Annotated in this window: 20 protein-coding genes, 1 pseudogene and 1 riboswitch; of the genes and pseudogenes, 10 read left to right on the plus strand and 11 right to left on the minus strand. The window is 41.1% G+C overall.

Going from position 1 to position 25,950, the window contains the following annotated elements; genetic code table 11:
• The first annotated feature begins 262 nt into the window (after positions 1-262).
• Positions 263-1,597 carry a Na+/H+ antiporter NhaC family protein gene (locus tag FTV38_RS10255; RefSeq protein ID WP_180022402.1) on the plus strand — a complete coding sequence of 445 codons (1,335 nt, stop codon included), beginning with the start codon at positions 263-265 and terminating at the stop codon, positions 1,595-1,597.
• A gap of 84 nt (positions 1,598-1,681) precedes the next feature.
• Here FTV38_RS10255 and FTV38_RS10260 read toward each other — a convergent pair whose 3' ends face one another.
• Positions 1,682-2,710 carry an AraC family transcriptional regulator gene (locus tag FTV38_RS10260; RefSeq protein ID WP_180022403.1) on the minus strand — a complete coding sequence of 343 codons (1,029 nt, stop codon included), beginning with the start codon at positions 2,708-2,710 and terminating at the stop codon, positions 1,682-1,684.
• 145 nt (positions 2,711-2,855) lie between these two features.
• Here FTV38_RS10260 and FTV38_RS10265 point away from each other — a divergent pair, with 145 nt between their 5' ends.
• Positions 2,856-3,731, plus strand: a complete 876-nt coding sequence (locus FTV38_RS10265; protein WP_180022404.1) for a metal-dependent hydrolase — start codon at positions 2,856-2,858, stop codon at positions 3,729-3,731.
• 51 nt (positions 3,732-3,782) lie between these two features.
• Here FTV38_RS10265 and FTV38_RS10270 read toward each other — a convergent pair whose 3' ends face one another.
• From FTV38_RS10270 to FTV38_RS10295, 6 genes and pseudogenes are all read right to left on the minus strand, one after another.
• The gene (locus FTV38_RS10270; RefSeq protein WP_180022405.1) at positions 3,783-4,775 is read right to left on the minus strand and encodes a DUF2804 domain-containing protein; all 993 of its coding nucleotides are present in this window, start codon (positions 4,773-4,775) and stop codon (positions 3,783-3,785) included.
• 139 nt (positions 4,776-4,914) lie between these two features.
• Positions 4,915-5,439: a DUF1543 domain-containing protein gene (locus FTV38_RS10275; RefSeq protein WP_180022406.1), complete on the minus strand. Its 525-nt coding sequence runs from the start codon at positions 5,437-5,439 to the stop codon at positions 4,915-4,917.
• A gap of 23 nt (positions 5,440-5,462) precedes the next feature.
• Positions 5,463-6,188 (minus strand): annotated as a pseudogene (locus FTV38_RS18290) (CPBP family intramembrane glutamic endopeptidase).
• Between the two features lie 220 nt (positions 6,189-6,408).
• On the minus strand, positions 6,409-7,635 hold the full coding sequence (trpB, locus tag FTV38_RS10285; protein WP_180022407.1) for a tryptophan synthase subunit beta: 1,227 nt from the start codon (positions 7,633-7,635) through the stop codon (positions 6,409-6,411).
• The gene (locus FTV38_RS10290; protein ID WP_180022408.1) at positions 7,619-8,260 is read right to left on the minus strand and encodes a phosphoribosylanthranilate isomerase; all 642 of its coding nucleotides are present in this window, start codon (positions 8,258-8,260) and stop codon (positions 7,619-7,621) included. The genes trpB and FTV38_RS10290 overlap by 17 nt, the downstream gene beginning before the upstream one ends.
• 159 nt (positions 8,261-8,419) lie before the next feature.
• Positions 8,420-10,288 (minus strand): TonB-dependent receptor domain-containing protein, encoded by a 1,869-nt coding sequence (locus tag FTV38_RS10295; protein ID WP_180022409.1) that lies wholly within the window; start codon positions 10,286-10,288, stop codon positions 8,420-8,422.
• A gap of 127 nt (positions 10,289-10,415) precedes the next feature.
• Positions 10,416-10,572: riboswitch (cobalamin riboswitch) on the minus strand.
• A 236-nt stretch (positions 10,573-10,808) separates the two neighbouring features.
• Here FTV38_RS10295 and FTV38_RS10300 point away from each other — a divergent pair.
• The 3 genes from FTV38_RS10300 to FTV38_RS10310 all read left to right on the plus strand — a co-directional run bounded on the left by FTV38_RS10300 (position 10,809) and on the right by FTV38_RS10310 (position 14,193).
• Positions 10,809-12,662 carry a TonB-dependent siderophore receptor gene (locus tag FTV38_RS10300; RefSeq protein WP_180022410.1) on the plus strand — a complete coding sequence of 618 codons (1,854 nt, stop codon included), beginning with the start codon at positions 10,809-10,811 and terminating at the stop codon, positions 12,660-12,662.
• A 47-nt stretch (positions 12,663-12,709) separates the two neighbouring features.
• Positions 12,710-13,294, plus strand: a complete 585-nt coding sequence (locus FTV38_RS10305) for a cob(I)yrinic acid a,c-diamide adenosyltransferase (RefSeq protein WP_111885379.1) — start codon at positions 12,710-12,712, stop codon at positions 13,292-13,294.
• A gap of 185 nt (positions 13,295-13,479) precedes the next feature.
• Positions 13,480-14,193, plus strand: a complete 714-nt coding sequence (locus tag FTV38_RS10310) for a glycerophosphodiester phosphodiesterase (protein WP_180005543.1) — start codon at positions 13,480-13,482, stop codon at positions 14,191-14,193.
• Between the two features lie 66 nt (positions 14,194-14,259).
• Here the strand turns inward: FTV38_RS10310 and FTV38_RS10315 are convergent, their stop codons facing one another.
• Positions 14,260-14,805 (minus strand): META domain-containing protein, encoded by a 546-nt coding sequence (locus FTV38_RS10315; protein ID WP_180022411.1) that lies wholly within the window; start codon positions 14,803-14,805, stop codon positions 14,260-14,262.
• Between the two features lie 190 nt (positions 14,806-14,995).
• On the opposite strand from FTV38_RS10315, the gene FTV38_RS10320 reads away from it, so the two are divergent.
• The 5 genes from FTV38_RS10320 to FTV38_RS10340 all read left to right on the plus strand — a co-directional run bounded on the left by FTV38_RS10320 (position 14,996) and on the right by FTV38_RS10340 (position 20,964).
• Positions 14,996-16,156, plus strand: coding sequence for an acyl-CoA desaturase (locus tag FTV38_RS10320; RefSeq protein WP_180022412.1), 1,161 nt, complete (start codon positions 14,996-14,998; stop codon positions 16,154-16,156).
• A 120-nt stretch (positions 16,157-16,276) separates the two neighbouring features.
• Entirely contained in the window at positions 16,277-17,722 is a 1,446-nt protein-coding gene (locus FTV38_RS10325; protein WP_180022413.1) for a YdiU family protein, read from the plus strand.
• Between the two features lie 112 nt (positions 17,723-17,834).
• Positions 17,835-18,440 carry a murein L,D-transpeptidase family protein gene (locus tag FTV38_RS10330; protein ID WP_168378764.1) on the plus strand — a complete coding sequence of 202 codons (606 nt, stop codon included), beginning with the start codon at positions 17,835-17,837 and terminating at the stop codon, positions 18,438-18,440.
• 36 nt (positions 18,441-18,476) lie between these two features.
• Complete coding sequence (locus FTV38_RS10335) at positions 18,477-18,848, plus strand: MmcQ/YjbR family DNA-binding protein (RefSeq protein ID WP_168378763.1); 372 nt, start codon at positions 18,477-18,479, stop codon at positions 18,846-18,848.
• Positions 18,849-19,044: 196 nt separating this feature from the next.
• Positions 19,045-20,964, plus strand: coding sequence for an acyltransferase family protein (locus tag FTV38_RS10340; RefSeq protein WP_180022414.1), 1,920 nt, complete (start codon positions 19,045-19,047; stop codon positions 20,962-20,964).
• A 650-nt stretch (positions 20,965-21,614) separates the two neighbouring features.
• Here the strand turns inward: FTV38_RS10340 and FTV38_RS10350 are convergent.
• The 3 genes from FTV38_RS10350 to FTV38_RS10360 form a co-directional block, all read right to left on the minus strand.
• A complete protein-coding gene (locus FTV38_RS10350) occupies positions 21,615-22,970 on the minus strand; it encodes an amino acid permease (protein ID WP_180022415.1) in 1,356 nt (451 codons plus the stop codon).
• A gap of 357 nt (positions 22,971-23,327) precedes the next feature.
• Entirely contained in the window at positions 23,328-25,025 is a 1,698-nt protein-coding gene (locus tag FTV38_RS10355) for a carboxypeptidase regulatory-like domain-containing protein (protein WP_180022416.1), read from the minus strand.
• Between the two features lie 233 nt (positions 25,026-25,258).
• Complete coding sequence (locus FTV38_RS10360; protein ID WP_111885370.1) at positions 25,259-25,945, minus strand: response regulator; 687 nt, start codon at positions 25,943-25,945, stop codon at positions 25,259-25,261.
• Between the last annotated feature and the right edge of the window lie 5 nt (positions 25,946-25,950).

The following is a 25,950-nucleotide window of genomic DNA, read 5'->3' on the forward strand; positions in this document are numbered from 1 at the left end:
TACAATCCTCAGTCGGCATTTCTCATGCAAACATAATTTTCCAGAACAACCCGAAAGCATCATTTACCGATATTTCAGTTTTTTTCACAATGATCAAAGATGCCTAATTTTAGGATCTGGCAAAATTATAAGGTTTTAGATTAACTTAATTTTATCATCAAAAAAATGTTAAAAATAACAGGCTTAGCATTTACATTTTAATTTTCCTTAAATTGCAAAACCTGCTTTATACTAGCCGCATACTTTTATTTTTTTATCTCCTATGTCCTCCGATTCACAAGTGAAAGTGCCTGCTCGGGCATTTGCACTGCTCCCGCTTATTGTTTTTCTGACCATTTTTTTGGGCAGTGGTATTTACCATTCCATCATTGGAACTGAGTTTGCGTTCTATCAAGTGAAAGCCCCAGTCGCTGCTCTTCCTGCAATTGTATTGGCAATTTTGCTCTATCGCGGCAAGATCAATGACGCGATTGATACATTTATGAAAGGTGCCAGCCACCCGAATTTGATCTTAATGTTCATGGTCTTTATGCTCGCTGGTGCTTTTGCCAGTGTCAGCAGTGCCATCGGTAGTGTCGATGCAACAGTGCAGTTGGGACTATCGATGATTGCGCCTGAGTTCGTGCTGCCCATGCTGTTTATTATTGCGGCCTTTATTGCCACAGCGATGGGAACCTCCATGGGCACTATTGCAGCCTGCGCGCCAATTGCCTTTGGTTTTACACAAGTCACCGAAATTGAAGTGGTGTATGCCATTGGTGCTGTGGTCGGTGGTGCCATGTTTGGTGATAATCTGTCGATGATTTCAGATACCACCATTGCTGCAACGAACAGTCAAAAAGTTCAGCTTCGCGATAAATTTAAGGTCAATGTCTGGATTGCTGTTCCTGCATCGATCGTTAGCATTTGTATCTATTTAATTATGAGTCAAGGTTCACAAGCGATTGAACACAAAGCTTATAATGCGTGGCTAATCCTGCCGTATTTAGCCGTATTTATTTTGGCCTTTTCACGTTTGCACGTGCTTGCTGTGCTGACTATTGGTGTCTTACTGTCTGGTTTGATTGGTTTGGTGATTCAACCTGAATTTAATTTTTTAAGCTTAAATAATTCTATTTATGACGGCTTTACCGGCATGTTTGAAGTTGCCCTGCTTTCTATTTTCTTGGGTGGTATTTCTGCCATTATGCAAAAAGAAGGCGGTTTAGAATGGCTGATTCAACGTATTTACAGCATGACACGCTGCTTTAAAGTTGGTGCTGAACGCGCAGGTGAAATTGGTATCAGTTTCTTGGTGATTTTCTCCAACCTATTTGTAGCAAACAACACTGTCGCAATTATTTTATCTGGTGACATGGCACGTGAAGTCGCCAAAGAATATGGTGTAGACCCAAAACGGGCTGCTGCGCTCTTGGATATTTTCTCTTGCGTAGTCCAAGGTCTCATTCCTTATGGTGCACAGCTGTTACTGGCTTGTTCGATCGCCAAACTTTCGCCTGTAGAACTGATTGGTAGTGTGTATTACTGTTGGGTCTTGGCGATCTTTGCCATCCTTGCCATTTTACTGCGTTATCCAAAATTAAAAGCTGCGGCATAAGCTTGGTTTAAAAGAAAAAGCGGTCGTTTGACCGCTTTTTTTAATGCTGTATGAATGGCTTTTTTGACGAGCAATCTGCAAGTTTTATTCTAATCTCAAGGCTTTTTTTCGCGCTAATAATGTCTCTCCGCTATATGCCTTAAAAGCACGTGCCAAAGCAGACTGATCTGAATAACCTAGCTGTAAAGCGATATCTGTCAAATGGGTTTGTTGTGAAAGTAGATATTCACAGCGTTTCATCCGTTCCAGCTCCAAAAGCCGTTTAAACGAAGTGTCTTTCTCCTTTAACTGTCGTTGCAAGGTTCTGACTGACAGATGTAACTCCTCTGCTAACCACTCTATTTTAGGGGCTTGCTGTTTTCGTTTGAGATGATCAGCGATGCATTGTTGCATCTGTAGAATTGGATCTGCATGTTGCGGACGAGCGGCGATCGCCTCTTCGGCCTGACGTAATAACAATTGCATCAGTGACGGATCAGCAAGTTCTGACTTTAAATCCAAACTGTCTGCATGAATCACAAATGAATATTTAAGGGTCGAAAATTCCATTTGGCAACCATAAAACTTTTCATAGTGATAACGTGCCATCCGCGGCACATGTGCAAAATGAATGCGGAGTAACTTTAAAGAATCTGGAAAAATTTGCTTGGCCAAATGTGCCATACAGGCCATGGTCAATTCATTCACCAACGCATATTCATCATCATGCTGTGGCCAAGACAGTATAATTTGATGATCTTGATGGCTCATATTCATCGGCACAATTTGCGCGCCATCAATCACCAAACGACTAAACCGCATCACATATTGCAAAGCATCTGCTACGCTATTACTCAGTGTCGCCATATAGCCTAACACCCCAAAATGCTCCGCACGAATATACTTGGCCATTTCAAAAACCAATTGCGGGCAATCCAGATGCTGCTGAGTCAGTTGCATGATGCTGTTAAAAAAAGAATTCGGCGATTGAGAGTCGATCGGCAAAGACAGCACATGCTGAATTTGCGCAGCATACGGCGCAATCCATTCAAGCTGTGTATAGTTTAATTCACGCTCAATTAAGACCATATTCCACAGTTGGAAATAACCATTTGGGATCTGAATTTCAGCCATCTCGCCCCTCTTTCTGACCTGCCAATTCTGACATTTTATATTTTCATCATGGCGTAAAATGTATAAAAATTGGCAATATCTGTCAAAACAAAGTGCAATTTCTCCGACATACTGCAATCAATACGACTCGCACAGAAAAAATATCATGAATGCTATCGTCAAATATCAAGTCGAACCCATTGTTCGCACAAAGCTAAATTTTAAGTTAGAAGAAATCCCGCGCTATTGGTTTGGCGGAGACCCTTTTTTAACACGTATGTTTGATGCCTTGAGCCTGACCTTTCCTGATGGCGAGCGCTATTTTATTGAATCTGTACGTCTGTTCCGCAGTCAAATTCAAGACCCTGATTTACAACAACGTGTCGCTGACTTTATTCGTCAAGAAGCGCAGCACGGTATGGCGCATGACAAATTGAACATGTTAATGAAACAACAAGGCATGCCTGTCGATGCGTTCATTAAACGTCTAAATAAAATTTTTAAATTTGAACTGAGCAAGCGCTCACCAGAATACAACATTGCCATGACGGCTTCCGCCGAGCACTTGACTGCGCTGATGGCTGAAACCTTTTGTAGCCAAAAGTCCGTACTAGAATCTGCGCATCCTTATGTCCGTGCATTATTTATTTGGCATGCGATAGAAGAAATGGAACATCGCGATGTAGCTTTTGATGTGATGAAAGATGTGGCTAAGGTCGATGAAAATTTAAAGAAATTTACTTTGGTCTGGACTAGTGGATTGATGCTCGGCTTTACCTTATACCGTGCCAATGTGATGCTGAAACATGACGGCTTCAGTTTCACTGAACGTTTAAAATTAAATATGAAAGGCTTACCGTGGTTCTTTGGTAAAAATGGCACCCTCACCCGAATGAGCAAGCCATATCGAGATTGGTTTAAAAAAGACTTCCATCCGAGTCAGCATCCCATTGTGCAAAATTATGATCTTTGGTTAAAAACTTATGAAGAAACCAATGATCCAATTCAAGCTGCAGAAGTGTTTTGGCAAGCTGCAAAATAAAAATTGAATAAAAAAAGCCGCATCGATTGCGGCTTTTTTATAGGCTTAGACTTACCATTTTGCATAGTGCTGCTCAAGTAAACCATATTCATTTAAGAATACTATTTCTTCGCCATCACGTTGAATTGTACCGCTAATTTTTGCCTGCCATTGACTGAACTGACTACCGACCAATCTTAAATTCAGGTTTTCATAGCGCCGCCAACCTGTGCTGACGATCAAATTTAAGCTGTTGTCTAATGAGCTAATATTCCATTGATTATCGCCTTGCTGTTGAAACAACACATCAGACATGGCATACAGATGTCCATTGACCCACAGACAATTTTCATTACCAAAGCTTTCATTTACCCCAGAGGCAAGATTGATCCCAACGCGTCGATTTTGACTGTCCCAAAAGTTACACGATAACCAAAACCATGCGGTTTCAGGACGAAGAAAACCACAGGTATCATCTAAAGACACCAATGTCCGGTCATGGAATTGAATGGTCTTGCCTTGCTTATTGATAAAAAAACCTTCACACCCTAACGTCGTCAATTTTTGAGTATAGGTCCAACCATTAATCCCTGTAGGGCTACACATACTCAGCGGATCTGTCCCTGCGCAAAACACTCGAGCGCTCAGTTTGAGTTCGCCATGTTTTGACATTTGAATGTATCGCACACCATTGGCATGCTGAATATCCAGTTGAATCCCTGACTTAATAAAATGACTCTGATTAAATAAAGGTTGTTCATCTAAAACGGTATTGCGTGATAGGAAATTAATCGAATTCCATTCCAACACTTCATTCGTAATATGATCATACACATAGACAAAACCGTGCCCCGCCCACGCGATATCGGCGATCGCTAGACCAATCGTATAATGTTCATGCTGAATACAACAAAATTTAAATTTTTTATATTTTAAACGCTTACGCCAACCTTCAAGTCGTTTTCCATACGGTGTCTTATATTCATACTTACTTAAATCGATGCGATTGGGAAGTTCACTAAAACGCCCATAATGCGGCTGTCCATTCGGCCGTATTAAATCCATATACGCCATTCCATTGAGGTTTAAGGTCTAAATCCTGAATGTTATTATGCCTATTATTTAACGCCTGAAAAGACAATCCATCTGATTTCAGGCGAATATCACAAAAAAATATAAAAGCTGACATTTCAGCTCTTAATCATCACAAATGTTCATTTATTAAGATGTAATCATTTTTCCATGAATTTTGCTGGCTATGCGGCGTTTCAACCAATTCGATATAGCGCCTATACACATGATCAATCGCAATACAATCATCAACATCTAGGGTTCGGTCGGTATGCTGTTTTTGCCAATGTGACTCAAAAAAAGCCTTGCCTCGTTGTTTTGCAACAACGGCATTTTGTCCTGTCACCAAAACATAACGATGTAATTCACCAAATTCGCGGGCATCATATCCCCCGAGATTAATCAGCCATAATTTTTCATCTTCAGCTCGGGGCGCGGCATCACAAAATTGGATACGATAATGCCGATTTTCAGTGCTGACTGTATGTACCTGTGCCCAAGCATCAATATGTAAGCCTTTTTGCTCACCAAACCATGCCGTTCTCAGTTGTGGATAAACCTCTTCTAATGCGTTACCCACTGCAAGAATGACATCATGCACTTCGATATTTGCTCTTGAATGGCGTCCGCCGAGCATCACCATAAATAAACTAGACACAATCTTCCCCCCTATTTTTGACTTCAACTGCCCACATAGGGCTGAAGCAATTTCAATAAAATCACGCCGCCTAACGATAGTACCGCGTTGTTAACGAAATGAATGAGTAAGACATGCCAAATGTTACGCGTCCACAAATAGATCAGGTTGAGAAATAGGCCTGCCGCCATAAAACTGATGGTCGCAATCAAATCGCCATCGAAATTATGATAATGAATCAAGCCGAATAAGATTGAGTTCAGCAAGACCAAAATCACTCGCCACAGCCACGGCTGTACAAATAGCTTTTGTAGCAAGGTATAGCGGAAAATAATATCTTCGAGCAAAGCGGTAAATAATGGCCCAAGACTGATGATCAGCAAGCTAAAAAACGCAATCGTATTAGGATCAATGGTCGATTCTTTTTCAATGCTCTCGCCCACTGGCAACAGGCTGCGTGTAAAAAAAATCACCACTTGTAAAGCGACTGCACCGACAACCACCAACAGGCTTGAACGCCAAAAAGCCTGTTTATACTTTTGTCAGTGTGTATACAACATCGTTTTATAGAGCCAACATACAGCAATAAATAAAATGCCGCGAAAGATCGAATCACCCAAAGCAACCTGAACCGAAACACCAAAAAACTGGTCTAAGACATAACTGTTGAGCAAGATCAGCGGAAGAATACACAGCGCAAAAGTATCACGCCATTGCCAAGAAATATGGGTTGGAAAGGATTCTGCACGAACCAATTGGGTAAATGTCATTGTTATAAAGTCTTTCTAAAGCAATAAAATTTCCACAGTATTGTGATTTATTTCACACTTTTATTCTGCATCTATTTTGTAGTGATTTGCCTCAATAAAATTTTCAGCAAGAAAAAATCGCGCGGAATTGCTTCTGCGCGATTTTTAATTCACCCTCTCCACTTGCGAACTCAGAATATATTCCGAGATTCTCATCCCAAAGGGAGAGGCTTAAAGGAGTTTATATCTCAACCATTTCCACGCCATCAATGCGGGCAACGGTCATTAAATCTTTATCGCCACGGCCTGATACAGTCGCAATAATGATTTGGTCTTTGTCCATGGTCGGCGCAAGTTTCGTCACATAAGCCATCGCATGTGAGCTTTCCAATGCAGGGATAATACCTTCAATTTGGGTTAAGTCACGGAAACCTTGCAGCGCTTCAGTGTCATTGATTGGCACATAGTTCACACGGTGCATATCTTTGAGGAAACTGTGCTCAGGGCCTACACCTGGGTAGTCCAAGCCTGCAGAGATTGAATGTGTTTCAATGATTTGACCTTGATCATCCGACATCAAGTACGTACGGTTACCGTGAAGTACACCGACATGACCTGCGTTTAATGGTGCAGAATGCTTGCCCGTTTCAATGCCGTAGCCTGCAGCTTCAACACCGTACATTTTCACATCTTCATCATTTAAGAATGGATAGAATAAGCCCATTGCATTTGAACCGCCGCCTACACATGCAACAAGCGCATCTGGTAAACGGCCAGCTTGTTCCTGAATTTGTTTACGCGCTTCACGGCCAATGATCGATTGGAAATCACGAACCAATTGCGGATATGGGTGTGGGCCAGCCACAGTACCAATCACATAATAAGTAGAGTCAACATTGGTTACCCAGTCACGCATTGCTTCGTTCATCGCATCTTTCAATGTTTTTGAACCGCTTTCCACAGGTACGACCGTTGCGCCAAGCAAACGCATACGGTATACGTTCATGGCTTGACGTTTTACGTCTTCAGCACCCATAAACACCACACACTCAAGGCCTAAACGCGCTGCAATCGTTGCCGTTGCTACGCCGTGCTGACCTGCGCCTGTTTCCGCAATAATACGTTTTTTACCTGAAAGTTTAGCCAGCAAAGCCTGACCAATCGTGTTATTCACTTTATGTGAACCTGTATGGTTCAGGTCTTCACGTTTTAAATAAATTTGCGCACCACCCAACTCTTTCGACCATCGTTCAGCATAATACAAAGGACTAGGACGACCGACGTAATACGCCAAGTCACGGTCGAATTCTGCCAAAAACTGTGCATCATCTTTCATGCGGAAATAGAGTTTTTCTAAGTCCTCAAGTGCTGCCATAAGAGTTTCTGACACAAAACGCCCGCCATGAATACCAAAATGCCCTTGTGCGTCAGGGAATTGGGTATAGTCAATCTTATTTTGCTGATCCACGATGGACTCCTTGCATAAAGCGTTCTATGAGTTGTTGGTCTTTAATACCTTTTGCCGATTCTACACCACCGCTCACATCTACGGCGTAAGCGCCAGTGGTTTGAATCGCTTCTTCAATATTGTCAGGCTTTAAACCGCCCGCCAAAATTAAAGGAATATCGAGTTTTGGGAACTGTGCCCAGTCAAAGCTATGCCCTGTACCGCCTTTCAGCTCAGGATGCCATGCATCTAACAGTACGGCGCTTGCCCCTGCCTGCTGAAAAGCTTGGATTTCTGCAATCACATCCAATTCAGGTTTCATTTGAATGGCTTTATACCAACGGCGTCCAACGGACTTCGCAATCGTTTGGCACTGTTCAGGGCTTTCATCGCCATGAAACTGCAGTATGTCTACAGGTGAAATTTTTAAAATAGCCTGTATGTCCACAGCCGACGCATTCACAAATAAACCCACGGTCTGCACGTACGGCGGCACATGCTGAATCAGTTCAGCGGCCTGCACTGCCGTTACACTGCGCGGGCTGGGCGCAAAGAATACAAATCCTATCGCATCTGCACCAGCTTGGACGACAGACTGAATATCTTGAGTACGTGTAATTCCGCAGATTTTGGCACGGGTTCGCATGTTGTTTTGGCTCTGACTCCGCCCTATTCATAGCCTATCTATGAATATAAAGGCGAATCATTGTAATGCAATTTTCATGCATTGCGTGGATTTTCAGCATGATTACTGCGCAAAAATAAAAAGCCCTGAATGATCAGGGCCTTTTGAAATTTTAATGAATTATTTCATCGCATAACGTAAGGTTATCCAAGCTGTGCGGCCGTCTTGATTAAATAAAGTGCTATTGCTGTAGTTGGTCGAATATTCTTTATCAAACATATTGGCAAGCTTGGCTTGAACACTGAATTCAGGCGTTGCTTGATAAGTTACTCGCGTATCTACTGTGGCAAAAGAACCCAACTCATCAGTATTTGCAGCATTGGTATAACGCTTATCTTCGGCATGAACTGAAGCGCCGACAGTCCATTTATCCATCGTATAATCAGCTGATGCATTAAAGATTTGCTTTGGCTTTAAGACCAACTGCTTGCCATGGGACCCTGCTGTCTCATTTTCAGGCTCTTGATAGGTATAATTGATATTCCAAAGAAAATTATTCAACTGCTGAGTAAGTGATAGTTCAGCGCCTTTAATTTTGGCTTTATCTATATTGCTTGGAACATAGTTCCCCGATGCATTTGGTGCCCATGCGATCATGTTTTCAATTTCATTATGGAAAGCGTTTAGCTCCCATTGAACATTGCTGACCACGCCCTTGAAACCAACTTCATAGTTTTCAGATTCCTCTGGAACCAATGTCGGGCTTTCACTTCCTGGCCAATACAAATCGTTGAATGTTGGGGCTTTGAATGCGGTGCCATAGCTGACATAAGTTTGTATGGCATCATTGAAGCGATATCCTAAAGTTGCGCTTCCAGTCGTATGATTACCAAACTGCTCGTTATCTTCCTGACGGACTGCACCTTGCACATCGAAGTTACCAAATGAACCTAGATATTGCGCAAAATAAGCTTTGTTATCACGCTCTTTAACAGCATAAGCTTTAGTACCTGAGACTTCATCATTCTGATAATCAAAGCCAAGCATCAATGTATTTTGCTGATTAAAGTTCAATGTATTCAGCCAAGATAAGCTGTCCCGCTGAGTGTTGATCACTGATGGATAGCCATCTCGGCTATCTAACTTGTCTTCAGAGCGACCTAACTTTAATCCTGTAGTCCACACATCAAATGGCTTGTAGGTAGCACCAATGCTGTAAACATTTTGCTCGATTTTACTATGCACATTTTTTGCATCAATATAAGGAGAACCCCAGTCATCCCTATTATCATATTCATTTTCACCATCAACAACTAAAACACTTGCATCAATATCAAACTGATCATTGAATTTATGCCCCATACGTAAAGATGCAGACTTATTTTCGTAGCCGTCTTTATCTAAATCATTGGCTTCATTAATATTTGTCGCGTCGATGCCTTGGGTTTTGGTGCCAGCTAAACTCAAGGTTGCCCAAGTATTGTCATGTTTAACATTTAAACCAACATTCCCTTGATACGTTTCATGCGAACCATAGGTAAAAGATGCAAATGGTTTTATGCCGTTTTGCGTGCCTTTACGGGTAAAGATTTGAATTACACCGCCAATCGCTTCTGAACCATACAAGCTAGAACGCGGACCACGCAGAACTTCGACACGCTCAATCTGATCAATTGGGAAGTGTTCAAAAGCCGTTTCACCAAGCGTTGCTGAACCTACCTTTTGACCATCCACCAAGACCAATGCATGGCGATTACCCGTACCGCGAATTGAAACACTGGTAACTTTACCTAAACCGCCAGTATTGCTATACGTGACGCCCGGCACAGTACGTAATAAGTCTTGTAATGAATTAAATTGCTTACGTTCAATTTCTTCACGGCTAATCACGGTCACTGCTGCCAAAGTTTTTTGTGAGTCTTGCTCAACAATATTGGCAACGGTGTTGGTAATGACTGGAAGTTGATGAACTTGGTCTTCTGCCATGGCCGCAGAAAGTGGAGATAAAACAAAAAGCGACCCGATAAGAGTCTTAGAGAAAGAATGCATGCTGTATTCCCCGATCGCACCACCCGTGCGAAATAAAAGTGATTAACGCGAGGCAGTTTTTGGGTAAGCGATGGCTTGCCATTTTTCAGACAGAAGCATGCAATCCCGCTATAACGCCCGCCGCATTATGAATAGGTCTGCATCAGGCCGGTCTCCGGACTTACGTTATGAATAACGATTCACCGTTGCGGGGGCAGTGTCAGATAACAACAGATCTATACTGCTGGACTGACTTCCCAGTTTCACTTCTCAATTAAGGAAGCACCTGAAGCATGGGCAGATTAGTTTCTGCCCCACAGCAAGTCAAGCTGTATATGCAGCTATCTTAAAATGCCCGACGGATTCGATTGTTCGATAAATCGGAGTTCTCTATACTTAAACCATTCACAACAGTTGGCATGGGAAGTTTCTACAACACTGCCCCCGCAACGGTGCGCAAGCGAAACCTTGCCAGTCCGATACCTGCCGACCGTGTTCTATCACTCAATCATTTACGTGGGGTAAATGCATGGAGCTTTGTATGCCTTTTCCTTTTCAGCCGACTGCGCTTGCAGCTGGCATATCTGCGCTTTGTATTTTTAACTCCGAAATGTCTGTTGCAGCGGATTCCATTACACAACCTAGAATGGACACCATTGTCGTCACAGCAACACGTTCTGCAGAAAAATTGGAAAATGTGCCAGCACGTATTTCCATTATTGATGAGTCGCTCATAGATCAATCACCAATTGCATCATTTCCACATTTATTAATGAGTGATGCTTCTATCAATATGGTGCAGCTGGGTGGCTATGGACAACAAGCTTCATTTTTTTTACGTGGCACAGAGTCAGACCACACTTTGGTATTGCGTGACGGTGTCCGTTTAAATAATGATGCCAGCGGTTTAGCGCCAAATAATTTTATAGATACCACAGACATTAAGCAGATTGAGGTTTTAAAAGGCCCAGCATCTGTCCTTTATGGCACCAATGCCATTGGTGGTGTGGTACAAATCATTAGCAAAACCCCTGAAAAAAATGCAGCTTTTATCAGCGCTGAAATAGGTGGAAATCAAACCTATAAAAGTACTGTCGGGGTAGACCTAGCCAAGCAAGGTTTTTATGCGCAAATTCGTGGACAGCGTTTAGAAACCGACGGCACATTGATTCATGAACATGAAAATGCCAGAGCTTCTAGCTTTAATCAAAAAGGCGTGTCTACCAAATTTGGCTATGAAGAAACACGCTTTGGCACTTCATTGGATTATTCTGAAAACCAAGGTAATGCTCAATATGAGCAATACAGCTGGAATTCACTGCAATATGAGCAAAAGTCGCAAGATTTTAAAAATCAAATTGCAACCCTGAAGTCACACTTCAACCCCACAGATCAGCTGACCCTGAATGCTCGCGTGTCTTATTTTAAAGATGAGTTGGAACAGCTCAAAATCTTTGAACAGACCCATTATGAATCCACTGAATATGAACTGACCGCAAAACAGCAAATGACGCCGTCTCAGAACATCATTGCAGGCATCACCCATCGGCAGCTAGAAACATCAACGCTAAAAACTGCAGAGTCTTTTCATCAAGACTTAAACAGTACGGGTTATTATCTACAGCACCAATATCAAACTGATAAATTAAAAACTCAAGCGGGTATTCGTCGTGAAGACCATGAAAAATATGGTCAACACACGGTCGGACAAGTTGCTGCGCGTTATTTTTTCACGCCGTTGTTTAGTAGCTATGCCAATATTGGTACAGCATTTAAAGCGCCAACCATGAACGACTTATATTATGGCGACTATGCAAACCCTGACTTAAAACCCGAAGAAAGTCAATCCTATGAAATTGGGCTAGACCTACAAATGACACCACAACTAAAAACTGGTTTGTCTATCTACAGAACTGAAATTGATAACCTTATTGATTCTGATCCCAACAATAACTGGAAGTTTGCCAATATTGATGCAGTGACCATTCAAGGTTCAGAAGTCTATGTGAATTGGAGCAATGAGGCATTTTTTACAAAGGCCAGTTATAGCTACAATCAAGCAAAAAATGATAAAACAGGTTTGGATTTGAGCCGCCGCCCACGTCAAAAACTGGCATTGTCAGCTGGTTGGGCTGATGAACATTATGGGCTGTCAACAACACTGAGTGCGAACAGCCATTCAGACAGCAGTAATTATGATGAGGATGTGATCCCTGGACATGCTCAGATTGATTTCAATAGTTATTACCAACCCAACGAGCAACTGCGCTTCTTTGCCAATATTCAAAATGTCGGCGATGTTCAATATAAAACGGCTTCTGCTGGCAATTTCGACGGCAAATTCTATTTAAATGGCGGCCGTTTGGCTTCCTTTGGCATCACAGTTAGATATTAATTTCACACTGATTTATTCAACTTTTAATCAAAAAATGGACAATTAAAATGGGCCACCGTTTAAGTAAAATTTATACCCGCACAGGCGATTCAGGCACAACAGGTCTTGGTGACGGATCACGTGTAGCAAAGGATGATTTACGCATTGAAGCCTTAGGAGATGTCGATGAACTCAATTCAAGCATTGGTATTCTGCGTTCGCACATCGCACTTAGCAGTATTGAAGACAAAGCGGCTTGGGATAAATCGCTCAGCCTGATTCAGCATTGGTTATTCGACCTTGGCGGTGAAGTCTGCATTCCAAACTTCAACTTGGTACAACCTGTGTCAATTGAGTTTTTGGAAAATGACATTGACCGTATGAATGAAGCGCTGCCAATGCTCAAAGACTTTATCCTGCCATCAGGAACATTGGTGTGCAGCTTTGCCCATCAAGCGCGTGCAGTTTGCCGCCGTGCAGAACGTCGTTTAATGGCTGTACATAACCGTGACCAGAACATTCAAGCACCGTCATTGCAGCTACTTAACCGACTCTCTGACTGGTTATTTGTCGCATCGCGTACATTACAACGCGCTGAAGGTGGTTCTGAGGTGCTGTGGCAGAAAAATATTAACGACACGATTGATCAATAAGTTTTGGATTCAAAAATTGCTCAAATCCTTTGACCAATTAAAAGTCTATTTTACATTGAAATAAATCGAAACATTTCGTCCGATCATTCTTGTATTTCAGGATGATCGGATCAAAATAACAGTGTCATCTCCCTGTCATTCTTACAGGACACTATGTTTTTATCTTTCAATTTTGCAGGCCCTTTATGCGCATAATCGGTCACCGTGGCGCTCGTGGTGAAGCACCTGAAAATACCCTAGGTGGTTTCCAATATATTCAAGATTTAGGCATACGCTCAGTTGAATTTGATGTGCGACAACTAAAAGATCGCGCCTTAATTGTGATGCATGACGATCAATTCATCCGTACCACCGGCCAAGATAAGTATCTTTATGAATGCGAAAGTTCTGAACTAGAACCGTATAACCATGCAGTGACATGGTCAGAATGGAATAAAGTTGAGCCGACGCCACTGCTCGAACAAACGCTCAAAATTATTCATAACTTCGATCATATTGAAGTCGAAGTGAAAGCAGTGAAGACACAGACTGAAGCTGAAGCGCTGACTGAAACCTTGGAACAACAGCTCCAAGGTTTCGAACATTCCGCGGTGATCACCAGTTTTGACCCTAAAATTCATCTTGCTTTGCAACAAAAAAAATCCGGCTTCAAACGCGGGCTTTTGGTTGAAACAGACGTAAAATTTAAAGCGATTGAACAAGCACTTGAATTAGGTTGTATCCAAATCGGTTGGATGAACCAACTCGCCAATTCAGACATTATTCAGGCCACGCAGCAGGCAAAATTAAATGTGAGCGTATGGACTGTCAACGACGTTGATCGTGCTAAACAGCTTAAAGATTGGGGCATTAACGGCTTAATTACCGACTATCCTAAATTAATGATGCAGCATTTTTAATGCTGCTTTATTCACCTAGATTTGTGTAATTCACTTCTCGATCAACACGTCGATATTTCAATCGGTCTATTTTCTTTCCAAAACCAATACAGTTTGTCCCCGACTGTTTTGCATCGTCATGTGTTTCCCTTTTATTTGGAATTGTGTTGCGGCTTGCAAGGCATCTAAAAGTTCAGCCTCTTGAGCCAAAGCCGAATCACAGCTGAAATAACCTGCTCGGGCATTCAGATCAATGCTGTGTTTTAAGGTATCAATCACATAAGTGCCACTGATAGTGTTACATCCCGTATTTCCCTGAATTTGTCGAAATTGCGAATTGAACTGAAGATAAGGTTGATGATGAAAGAACTTGGCTTTTTGCCCTGCAATTTGCACAATCGTCCATGGAATATCTTGTATCCCATCATTTACGCGAATGACTTTTAATGGCTGCTCAACGCTGTTGCCATGTGACTTTTCCTGTGATTTCCCTTGTGACTTTGTAGTCACCTTCTGCGTCGGAGAACTTTGACAGGCCATGAGTCCCAGACAACTGATCAGAAAGCCGCCCCAGATACAGTGTTTGACCAAAAGCTGCGGATTATTTTGACGATTTTGCTGTTTTTTTAGCATCTTTTTTACCCCACAAAAAGTCAAATAACTTCAGTCGTATTATGTTACTGTTTAGTACAATACAACTGTACAATAACAGTGGTGAAAACGGGTTTTCCCGTGCTACTATTCTGTACGTTTAAAATCCCTTAAAAAATTAATGGGATTAGTCCTATCTATACCTCCCAAGGTTTCAGGAGTGCTGTTGGAGATGAATGCTCCCCTACCCAAAGCCCCAATGAACTGGATTGCTATTTTTGCATTGGTGTTTTTACCTATTGTCGCAGTTATTGCAATTCCGTTATATGCCATTAATCATGATTTTAGTGCCGCTGCTTGGATCAGTATGTTTGTTTTACTGGGTGTCAGCAGTTTAGGTATTACCGCAGGTTATCACCGCTTATGGGCACACCGTGCTTATGAAGCAACCTTGCCTTTAAAAATCATTTTAATGCTCATGGGTACTTTTGCTGTTCAGAACAGTATTTTGTTCTGGGCTTCTGGTCACCGTACACATCACCGTCATGTAGACGATATTGACCAAGATCCATACTCGATTAATCGTGGTTTCTGGTATGCCCATATCGGGTGGATGCTTCGTGATTATCCAGCAGCAGAACCGAACTACAAAAACGCACCTGATCTGTTAAAAGATAAAGTCGTTTTGTTCCAAGATAAATACTACATTCCACTGGTAATTGCTGTTCATGCGGCGATTTTAGTGCCAATTGGTTGGGCTGTTGGCGACATGTGGGGCGTTCTATTATTGGGCGGTTTAATGCGTCTAATCTTGAGCCATCATGTGACGTTCTTTATTAACTCACTGTGTCACATGTGGGGTAAACGTCCGTATACTGACGAAAACACCGCGCGTGATAACTTCTGGCTAGCTATTGCTACTTGGGGTGAGGGTTATCATAACTATCACCACATTTTCCAATACGACTACCGTAATGGTGTGAAATGGTGGCAATACGATCCAACAAAATGGTTGATTTGGAGCTGCTCTAAATTAGGTCTTGCTAAAAATTTACGCCGTATTCCAAGCTTTAATATTAAAAAAGCTGAGTTGGCAATGAAGTTCAAATATGCTGAACAAGACCTTGCGATCTATGGTCTGAATATGACCGATGATATTACGACAGCAAAACAACGTATTTCTCAAGAATATGATGCGTTTTCGCAAACTTTGAATGACTGGGCAAAATTAAAAGAGCAGGAAATTCAAGCGAAGAAAACAGCAGTTGCTGAAAAAATTCATCAGATGGATGACAAACTCAAACTTGAATTCCTACAAGTTGAACAGCGTTTGTCACAGCACCGTGAAACACTAAATCAATTGATGCGTAATTTGAAAAAGAAAACAGCTTAATTCTATAAGCCCTTCTGATGATAGAGCCTCCCTTGTGGAGGTTTTATTGTTTTTAAGCTACAGTTTTTCCATCCAGTCTTTGCTATAGTTTCAACATAATTTGAATTTTTCAAGATCATTATGCTGTTCAATGCCCGCTATAACACCCTGCCACCTCGCCTGTATCACCATCAGCAGCCAGTTCCTCTAAAAGGTGCAAAAGCAGGGCATTTTAATGCCGCTCTTGCGGATGAGCTGCAATGGTCTGAGACAGATAAACAGGCTTGGGTAGACATTTGCAGCGGTCAAAGAACCTTTGCAGAATTTGAACCTTTGGCCATGGTCTACGCAGGTCACCAGTTTGGACAATGGGCCGGCCAATTGGGCGATGGACGCGGCTTATTGATTGCGCAAATCATCGATAAACATGGGCAAACCATTGACCTGCATCTCAAAGGCGCAGGCTCTACGCCTTATTCACGCATGGGCGATGGTCGTGCAGTATTGCGCTCGACTATTCGTGAATATTTGGCAGGACATGTGCTGAACAGCTTAGGTGTTGCATCGAGTAATGCAGTGGGTTTTACCAGTTCCGAGCAAGGCGTGCAGCGTGAAAAGCTCGAGCTCGGCGCGATGATGCTGCGTACATCTGACTGTCATATCCGATTGGGACATTTTGAATGGATCAATCAATATCAGGGTGATTTGCTACCTGAATTCACGCAAAAATGTATTGAGTGGCACTACCCTGAATGCTTGGATGCCGCACAACCGATTTTAGCTTTTGCCACTCAAGTCATTCAGCGTACCGCAGTGATGATTGCCAAATGGCAGCTGATTGGTTTTGCGCATGGCGTGATGAATACCGACAACCTGAATATTACAGGTTCAACTTTGGACTTCGGCCCTTATGGCTTTATGGAACGTTTCCGTCCAAATTGGATTAACAACCATTCGGATTACCAAGGCCGCTATACCTATCAGCAGCAGCCAAGTATCGGACATTGGAATCTATGGCAATGGCTGAATAACTTAGTGCCGCTCTGCCCTGCAGATTATGACAAAGAGCAATGGAAAGAAGATCTAGCCAAATGCTTAGAGCATTTTGAACTGACCTTCTTGGAACATTATAAATTGGGCTTAAGCCAAAAAATGGGGCTGCCGAGTTTTCATAAAGACAGCTTCGACTGCGCCATGGCCTTTTTACGCATTCTGCAAAGTGAACAACTGGATTACACGCAAAGCTTTATCCGTCTGCAAAATCATGAATATGAAGCCATTAAAGATGATTGCCTTGACCGATATGCATTTGAGAGCTTCTTAGCGCACTATGAAAGCATCCGTGCGCATCAGGACACCGATGCTTTAGATGCTGAAATGGCAAAGGCCAATCCGCAATATATTTTGCGCAACCATATGGCGCAAAAGGCGATTGAGCTAGCTGAACGCAATGATTTTTCAGAGGTAGAACGTTTATTTACATTGCTCAGTCAGCCATTTACTAAACAGCCTGACCTAGAAAAAACTGAAGATTTAGGCCCCTTGCCAAGTGATGTGCCTGAAGTAATGGTCAGCTGTTCTTCATAAACATTTATCCACAAATCCACATTTCACTCGGATCAAAATTGTGGATAATTTAGACATTATCCACAATGCCGAAATGGATGAGCTGTGAAGGCAGCTCATTCTCTACATTACAATGACAAGAAAAAATATCACGATCTTTAGTTTCGCTATCCTCGTCTGCATTGTTGCTGCCTGCTTTGCCTATCAAAAATTTGAAAAATATCTACCTACACCTACCAATGCACTGGCCTTTCCACCTGAATTAAGCGATTTACAAATTCAAAAAATTCGCACAGAAACGCCGATCGACAATATTCAGGTACATAAGGCTCAGCGTTATTTGGAATTAAAACATCAGGATCAAGTCATTCGGCGTTACCCGATGCGTCTGGGTTTTCAACCGCTTGGACATAAAGTTCAAGAAGGTGATGGCAAAACGCCTGAAGGCAGCTATATGATTGATTGGCGCAATCCGCAAAGTTCATTTTATAAGTCTTTGCATATCTCTTACCCCAATGCGACCGATAAACAAAAGGCTAAAGATTTAGGTGTTTCTGCAGGTGGTGACATTATGATTCATGGTTCGGCAACCAGTTTACAAATGAAAGCTGCACCACAACTGATGACTTATTTCCCACAAAAAGATTGGACTTGGGGCTGCATTGCTGTGCGTAATATTGATATGGATGAAATTTGGCAATTGGTGAATAATGATACCGTTATACATATTCGTCCCTAGGCTTTAAAACTCAGGCTTATTTTTAGGTTATCCCCTATGATTGCATTACACACTGTAGCTGCTAAGTCGGCCTTAGCCCTGCCTGAAACCACCTGTAGCCAGCCTTTTGGTGAAGGCTGTGATGTGTTTAAAGTGATGGAGAAGGTCTTTATGCTGAGTTTTCATTTGGAAGGCAAAGCGGCCATCAACTTAAAGGTGCTGCCAGACAATGGCTCAATGCTCAGAGATATTTATCCCTTTATTCGTGCGGGCTGGCATATGAATAAGCAGCATTGGATTTCTGTTTTTACAGATGAAGAATTAGAAGAAGAACTTCTGCAAGATTTGGTGCTGAACTCTTATGAATTGGTGGTATCGAAGTTAAACAAAGGACAGCGGCAGAGGATTGAGCTCCTCCAACGTCTATAGCTTAATTTTTAACTATTATTTTCTAATTCAAAACTCAAAATAAAAACAGCACCTCACTGATCTAAAATCATTTCAAATCAAATTGGAAAACAGTCTGCCTGTTTTGAACAAAAAATTAAAAAAATGGAAATTTTAATCGATCACTCTCCAATTAAAGTTAGAATCATCCAAAATTAAATGATTAGCTATTTTATTTATGCAATTCAGACACGATATCAATGGATTACGGGCCATAGCCGTATTGGCCGTTGTACTATTTCACTTTAATCCACAATGGCTAACCGGCGGCTTCGCAGGCGTCGATGTTTTCTTTGTCATCTCAGGCTTCTTGATGACCGCCATTATTTTTAATGGCATAGAAAAAAACACATTTAATCTATTTAAATTTTATACAGCGCGTGCAAACCGAATTATTCCTGTTTTAGCCACAATGTCTATCATTTTAGTCATATTTGGCTGGTTCTATTTAGCACCAGTTGATTACAAGGATTTAGGACGACAAGTCGAAAAAAGCTCTTTCTTTATTTCCAATATTCTTTTTTCAAAAGGCAGTGGCTATTTTGATACTGCTGAACACACAAAATGGTTATTACACACATGGTCTTTGTCTGTTGAATGGCAATTTTATATTGTTTTTCCACTTATCATTTTGTTTTTAAAAAAATATTTAAACCTTCATAATTTAAAACGCGTGGTGTTTTTGCTCTTTTTAGTCAGCTTTATTTATTGTATTTTTGCAACCTATAAAGACAGCAAAACTGCCTATTTTCTACTAACAAGTCGCGCATGGGAAATGCTCATAGGTGGTTTAGCATTCCTCTATCCTTGGTCACTAAAAAACAAAAAATCACAGCTCATGACACAATGCTTAGGACTCGTTCTGATTCTAGCATCGTATATCTTTATATCTAGTGAAATACTTTGGCCGGGTTATATGGCCCTTATTCCTGTATTTGGTGCTTATTTAATTATTGTGAGTAATCATCAGCAAAATATATTGATTAATAATCCAATTTTTAACCACGTTGGAAAATGGTCATATTCAATTTATGTCTGGCATTGGCCCTTGGTTGTTTTGGGTTTCTATCTTGGCCTCGAAAATTGGTGGATATACGGAATCCCTCTGTCAATTTTATGTGGCGTCTTAAGTTATCACGCTATTGAAAAGATTCATTTCCCACGCTATTCATCTTGGAAAAAGCTTTATAAAGTGAAAGCAATTTATCTCGCTTTATTCCTTTTAGGCGTCGGCCATTTCATCAAATCTAATGATGGTGTCGATTCTCGACTTCCAGAAGTAGCTAAAATCGCAAATGAAGAAATCAATAATACCAATCCTTATGATTGTGACCAACAAGAGTTGCATGAATGTATTATAGGAAACCCAACTAAAATTAAAGCCATTGTTATTGGAGATAGCCATGCTGATGCAATGACCACCTCTGTGGCAACCACTTTTAATTTGAAAGCTGACGGTATCATTTCATTTACAACTTCTGCCTGCCCATTTATTCCCAATCTACAGTTTTACAAAGATAAAAGTCCTTGCCCAGAAATTAATCAGAAACGCTTAAACTTAATTGCATCCAAAAAATATGAAAATATTCCAATGGTTTTCATTGCAAGGTACCCAAGCTATTTAATTGGAGAAAATGACCCTGATATCATGGATGCTAAGAGTTCTAAACCTATTGTTTATTTTGATGATAATCCAAACATCACTCAAAAGAATCGAATGATTTCATTTCAAAAGAATCTAACTGAAGTTTTGTGTCAGACCTCTAAGACCAATCCTGTTTATATCGTGCAACCCATTCCAGAAGTTGGTTTCAATTTACCGCAAAGAATCATTAAGAATGTATTCTACAAGCGTAATGAAAAAATATTTATTTCACACGACACATATTTAAAAAGATCAGGAGAGATTCGCAAAATTATTCAAGAAAGTGCAGAGCAATGTCAGGCCAAAGTCTTAGACCCTGCATTACATCTATGTAAAGGAAATGAATGTATTTCTGAGTATAAAGGACGCCCGATTTATCGTGATGGTAATCACTTAAGTGAATATGGAAATAAGCTTTTAGTTCCAATGTTTAAAGAAGCCCTCAATCCATAAAAAGTGAAAGTACGCCTAAATGACTTTAATTTTTTGAAGTCATTTAGGTGAATTTAAAACTAAAATTTAAAATCTTTTCTGCTTCCATTATTAAATATTTTAATATAATTCAAATAAATAAATAAATAAATAGACTTAATGTAGTATGCTTCATTTTTATTACCATCCATTAGGTAATAAATCGATCATCATGAAATTCATGAGTAGCAATGAGTGTTAAATAGGTATAAGACTTACTCGCCACTTGATCATCCACTTTAAAAAATTCTTGATAGATTCCCCCCGTCATTTGACTCCACAGACACCAAAAACATAAGAATCCTAAAGTACTTGAAACTCCTGCTAAAGCAAGCTCCTTTGATAGCCCAAAGAAACTTAAAGCAACCAAAGTAAAACTAAGATTTAACCCAGCGAGAATTAGGAGAGTTAATTGATAAATTATTCATTTTACTTATCATTCAAGAAAATAAATGAAATTTATTGATTCTAAAATCAACACAAATCACATATTTTAACTTACATTTTAATTACTTAAATAAACCAAATTATTAATTCAAGCAATTTAATAAAACTCTTTCAAAATCGTTGTTAAACAACTTTAAACCAAGAATTTAAAACTTCAAAAGGCTCTTCCCTAAGCCTTCATGGTATTAAACCTTCTTTGCTTGCATCACTTTAAACAGCACATACAGCAGTAAAATCCATAGCGGCTGCATCAACACCGATAGCATAAAGCCCTGATTCCACATGATGTACAAAATCATCAGCATGAACACTAAGACAAAGTAGTTGGTAAACGGTGCAAATAAAGCAGGAAACTTGGTCTGTATACCCTGCTGCTGCATCGCTTTTCTAAACTTCAAATGAATCAAGCTGATTAACATCCAATTCAGCACCGCAGCACTCACCACGATATAAATCAGGTAACTTAAGGCTTTTTCAGGCAAGAAATAATTCAGCAGCACGCAACCAAAAATCAGCAAAGCAGAAAATAAAACCGCGGCAATCGGCGTGCCGTGTTTATTTACCTGTTTAAACGTTTTTGGCGCATTGCCCTGTTCTGCCAAACCGAGCAGCATGCGGCTATTGGCATACATGCCGCTATTACAGACCGAAACGGATGCAGTCAAAATAATAAAGTTCAGCAAATGTGCCGCCCAATCAATCCCCATCTGATTAAAAATCATCACAAAAGGACTATGATCCAAACCGCCAAGTTTCAACTGATTCCACGGCACCAGCGACAGCAGTACCGCCAAGGAACAGATATAAAATAAGAACACGCGGATCACGGTCTGATTCACCGCTTTCGGGATATTTTGATCAGGATTTTCAGTTTCAGCCGCCGCCATGCTGATTAATTCAATGCCGCCAAAAGCAAACATCATAAAGGCTAGCATGTAGAATAAGCCTTCAAAACCGTGCGGGAAGAAGCCGCCATGTACCCATAAATTACTAATCGAAGCGGTAGAGTCTGCGCCTGCTGTAAGTAGCAGATATATACCAAAAATAATCATGGCAACAATCGCCACAACTTTAATCATCGACAGCCAAAATTCAGATTCTGCATACAGTTTGACATTGGCTAAATTGGCTAGCGTAATCACAGCAAAAAACACCAAAACTGAAACCCAAGCAGGCACATGCGGCCACCAGTAATTGACATATTTGCCTATCGCGGTCAGCTCGGTCATCACTACTAAAATATACAGAATCCAGTAGTTCCAGCCCGTTAAAAAGCCCGCAAACTTGCCCCAATACTTAAAAGCAAAATGACTGAATGAACCTGTGACTGGCTCTTGTACAATCATCTCGCCCAACTGGCGCATAATCAGAAAAGCAATCAAACCACCAATCAAATAGCCCAGAATTATCGATGGTCCAGCCGACTCAATAATATGCGCAGAGCCTAAAAATAGCCCTGTCCCGATTGCGCCACCCATTGCAATCAGCTGAATATGACGGTTCTTTAATCGGCGCTGCAATTGAGGCATTTCGCTGCTCACAACACGTTCTCATCTTATAAAAAAGTGGATTGTAGCCTGTGCAGCTCTTTGCAGCCAAATATTCGCAAATCATTTCTGTATGAATCATTATGGAATACAGTGCGTGAGCTGCATCAATCTATAGCACATAGTCAACTTGATAGGATGGACAATATAGGCCATATGGTTCTATTAGAACAGCCAGAAAATTTAGCTGCCAGCATACTTAAGTGGCTGAATATATTGTCCCTTTAAATATAAACAGCCCTCAATAGAGAGCTGCTTTTTAGCATTCACTTCACTTGATGGATGATTGATAGTGAATACAGTACGTCTAAACCTATTCTAACCATTCATACTGCACCACCATGTAAATCGTTATTTACGCTGTGGAACTTCAGCCCACCGTGCATAACTCTTCGTGCTTTTCAGCACAGTGTCCGCTTGTTTTGCAGCGACGCCACTATAGTCCTGAGAGAAACTATCTGAATTTTCATCAAAACTCGCACCATCAAATAATGGGAAAGTACCGGCTTTTTTCTGAATCACCACATCATCAATCATCCAACCGCGGAAACCGTTATAAAGTTGATCGACTGTTCTGAATTGGAATTTCAGCTGAACATTGGCCTTGCCTGCATATTCATCTAATGAAATTGCTTCTTGCTGAACAGCAGCCGGTGCGAGGTTAAAGCCTAAATTACTGTATGGAATCGGCGCGCGCTCATATGCCGAGGATGGATCTGCCAGCGGGTTTAATCGAGCCAAAGTCTTGAAGCTGTTACCGCCGTCGGTAGAAACTAAAATATTCATCAAATCGAATCCCTGATTATTTGGATTGACCGACTCAATTTCCCACCATGTTTTAAAGCTTAAACTCAAAGGCGCCTGATACTGGCTTAGATTAATGGAAGGTGAAATCAATTCACCCCTATTGTCATACTGCGAGGTGCCGCCATCAAACTCTGGAGCCGTAGATGAATCACTTAAAGCACCAATAAAGTTGCCATTTACTTTGTCACCATACCAATATGCCGTATTACCTTGCAGTGGCTCAGGCACCTTGCCTTGGCTCTGATCATTCGGCGCTAAGCGCACACGCTGATTTACTTGATTATTACGAATGTTGTGACCTTTGTTTAGCAACTGCCAATCGACATTAGCCACACTTGGCTGCGACCTTGTCCATGCATTGCGAGTAGCAGAATCCGCTTCAAAAGTTTCACGCCATACCGCATCTACAGATGCTGTTTCAGGCAGCACTTCAAATTGATAGCCCGATGCAGAAGAAGCAATGACCATAACTTTTTTCGTAATAGTGTTAATTCCTGCACCGTTAATGGTGAGCGTGGCATTTTTCAATGCTTCAAGCAGATCATTGCTCACATTAAATGAAAGCGTGAAATATCCATTGGCATCAGTCAAAGCACTAACAAATGCGCCATTGGTCGCTGTACCGCCAGACAATGACACTTGCGCATTCGCCAAAGGTTTCCCTTTAAAAATCACTTGACCAGACAATGTTCCGACCACTGCATCATTGACTGGTGCATCACTTAGTGTCTGACAGTCTTGATCTAAGCAGTTGAGAACCACATTCAACACAATGCTCTTATTGGTATTTTTAGGATGGATCAAGAATGCCGAAACTGTAGACTGTCCATTTTTAGTGACCAAAACATAATATGTGCCTGCAGCCAATTTAGGCAGTTTAACGATGCCTTGAGCATTGGCAAGATAACTTTGACCTTTAAAATGAGTTGCTGTCGGTAAACTATTGATCGGTGGAAAGAACTGCTCAGAATCATCCGCTATAATTGTATTCGTTGCTATTTTCAGACTGCCTGCTTGTACTTTTTGCCATTCTTCATCAGTTAAAATCTGAATCGATGCAGCATTTAAAGCAAGATTATTCACATCTAATAAAGTCAGCTCTTCTACGCTTTTTTGAACCATAGCATCGGCAACTGCCTCTGGCGGTACACTCCCTGTCTCGTCACGATCACTACCGCCACATGCCGTTAAACCCAAGACACCCGTGACCATTATTATTTTTACAAAAGCGCTATTTTTCATCTGTTCTGCCCTCTAATTTTCCATTTTTAAAATTGTTATCTCTACATTGAACTCTGCCAGCCCAAACATACTGGTCAATATTCAAGCAAAATAATACCCAATTTCCACTAAATGCGCAAATTTCACATTTTATGTTTTTATTGCTTTGTTTTTCTTGTTTTTAAAATTAATTTAGCTAGGTATGTACAAAAAAACAGGCCAAAGCCTGTCTTTTAGAATTTACAATCTATGTTTTAATCTTCTGGATATTCAAAACGGTAGCCAACGCCATACACGGCTTGAATCCATTCATGACGGTTGCCAGTTTCCGCTGCATCTGAAATCTTACGACGTAAATTTTTAATATGACTATCAATCACACGGTCAGCCACTTCAAAACTGTCTGGGTTAATATGATCAAGCAATTGCGCACGTGAATACACCTGCCCTACATGCTCTAAAAACAACTCAAGTAAACGAAACTCTGTTGGCGTTAAGCTCAACGCTTTTTGTTGATACCAAATACGTTGCTGTGCTTTGTCCATACGGAATAAATCATTCACCTCTGGCTCTGCTTTACGTTCTAAACGACGTAATACCGCTTGCACACGTGCCACCAATTCTTTCGGACTAAACGGTTTGCAGACATAATCGTCAGCACCCATATTGAGCCCCAATACACGGTCAATTTCTTCAGTGCGTGCAGTCACCATAATAATTGGCAGATCAGACTGCTCACGGACTTTACGGCAAATGGTTAAGCCATCCATACGTGGCACCATTAGGTCCAAAATCATTAGACTCGGCTTACGCTGCGTGAAGCTCTCATAGGCTTCTTGACCATCATGAAACATGCTGACTTCAAAGCCTGCAGCCTCTAGATAATCACGCACTAGCTGTGCAAGTTCCACTTCATCTTCAACCAACATGATATGTTTCATGCATG

Origin of the sequence: Acinetobacter sp. YH16044 (assembly GCF_013417145.1) — a bacterium.
Taxonomy (GTDB): domain Bacteria; phylum Pseudomonadota; class Gammaproteobacteria; order Pseudomonadales; family Moraxellaceae; genus Acinetobacter; species Acinetobacter amyesii.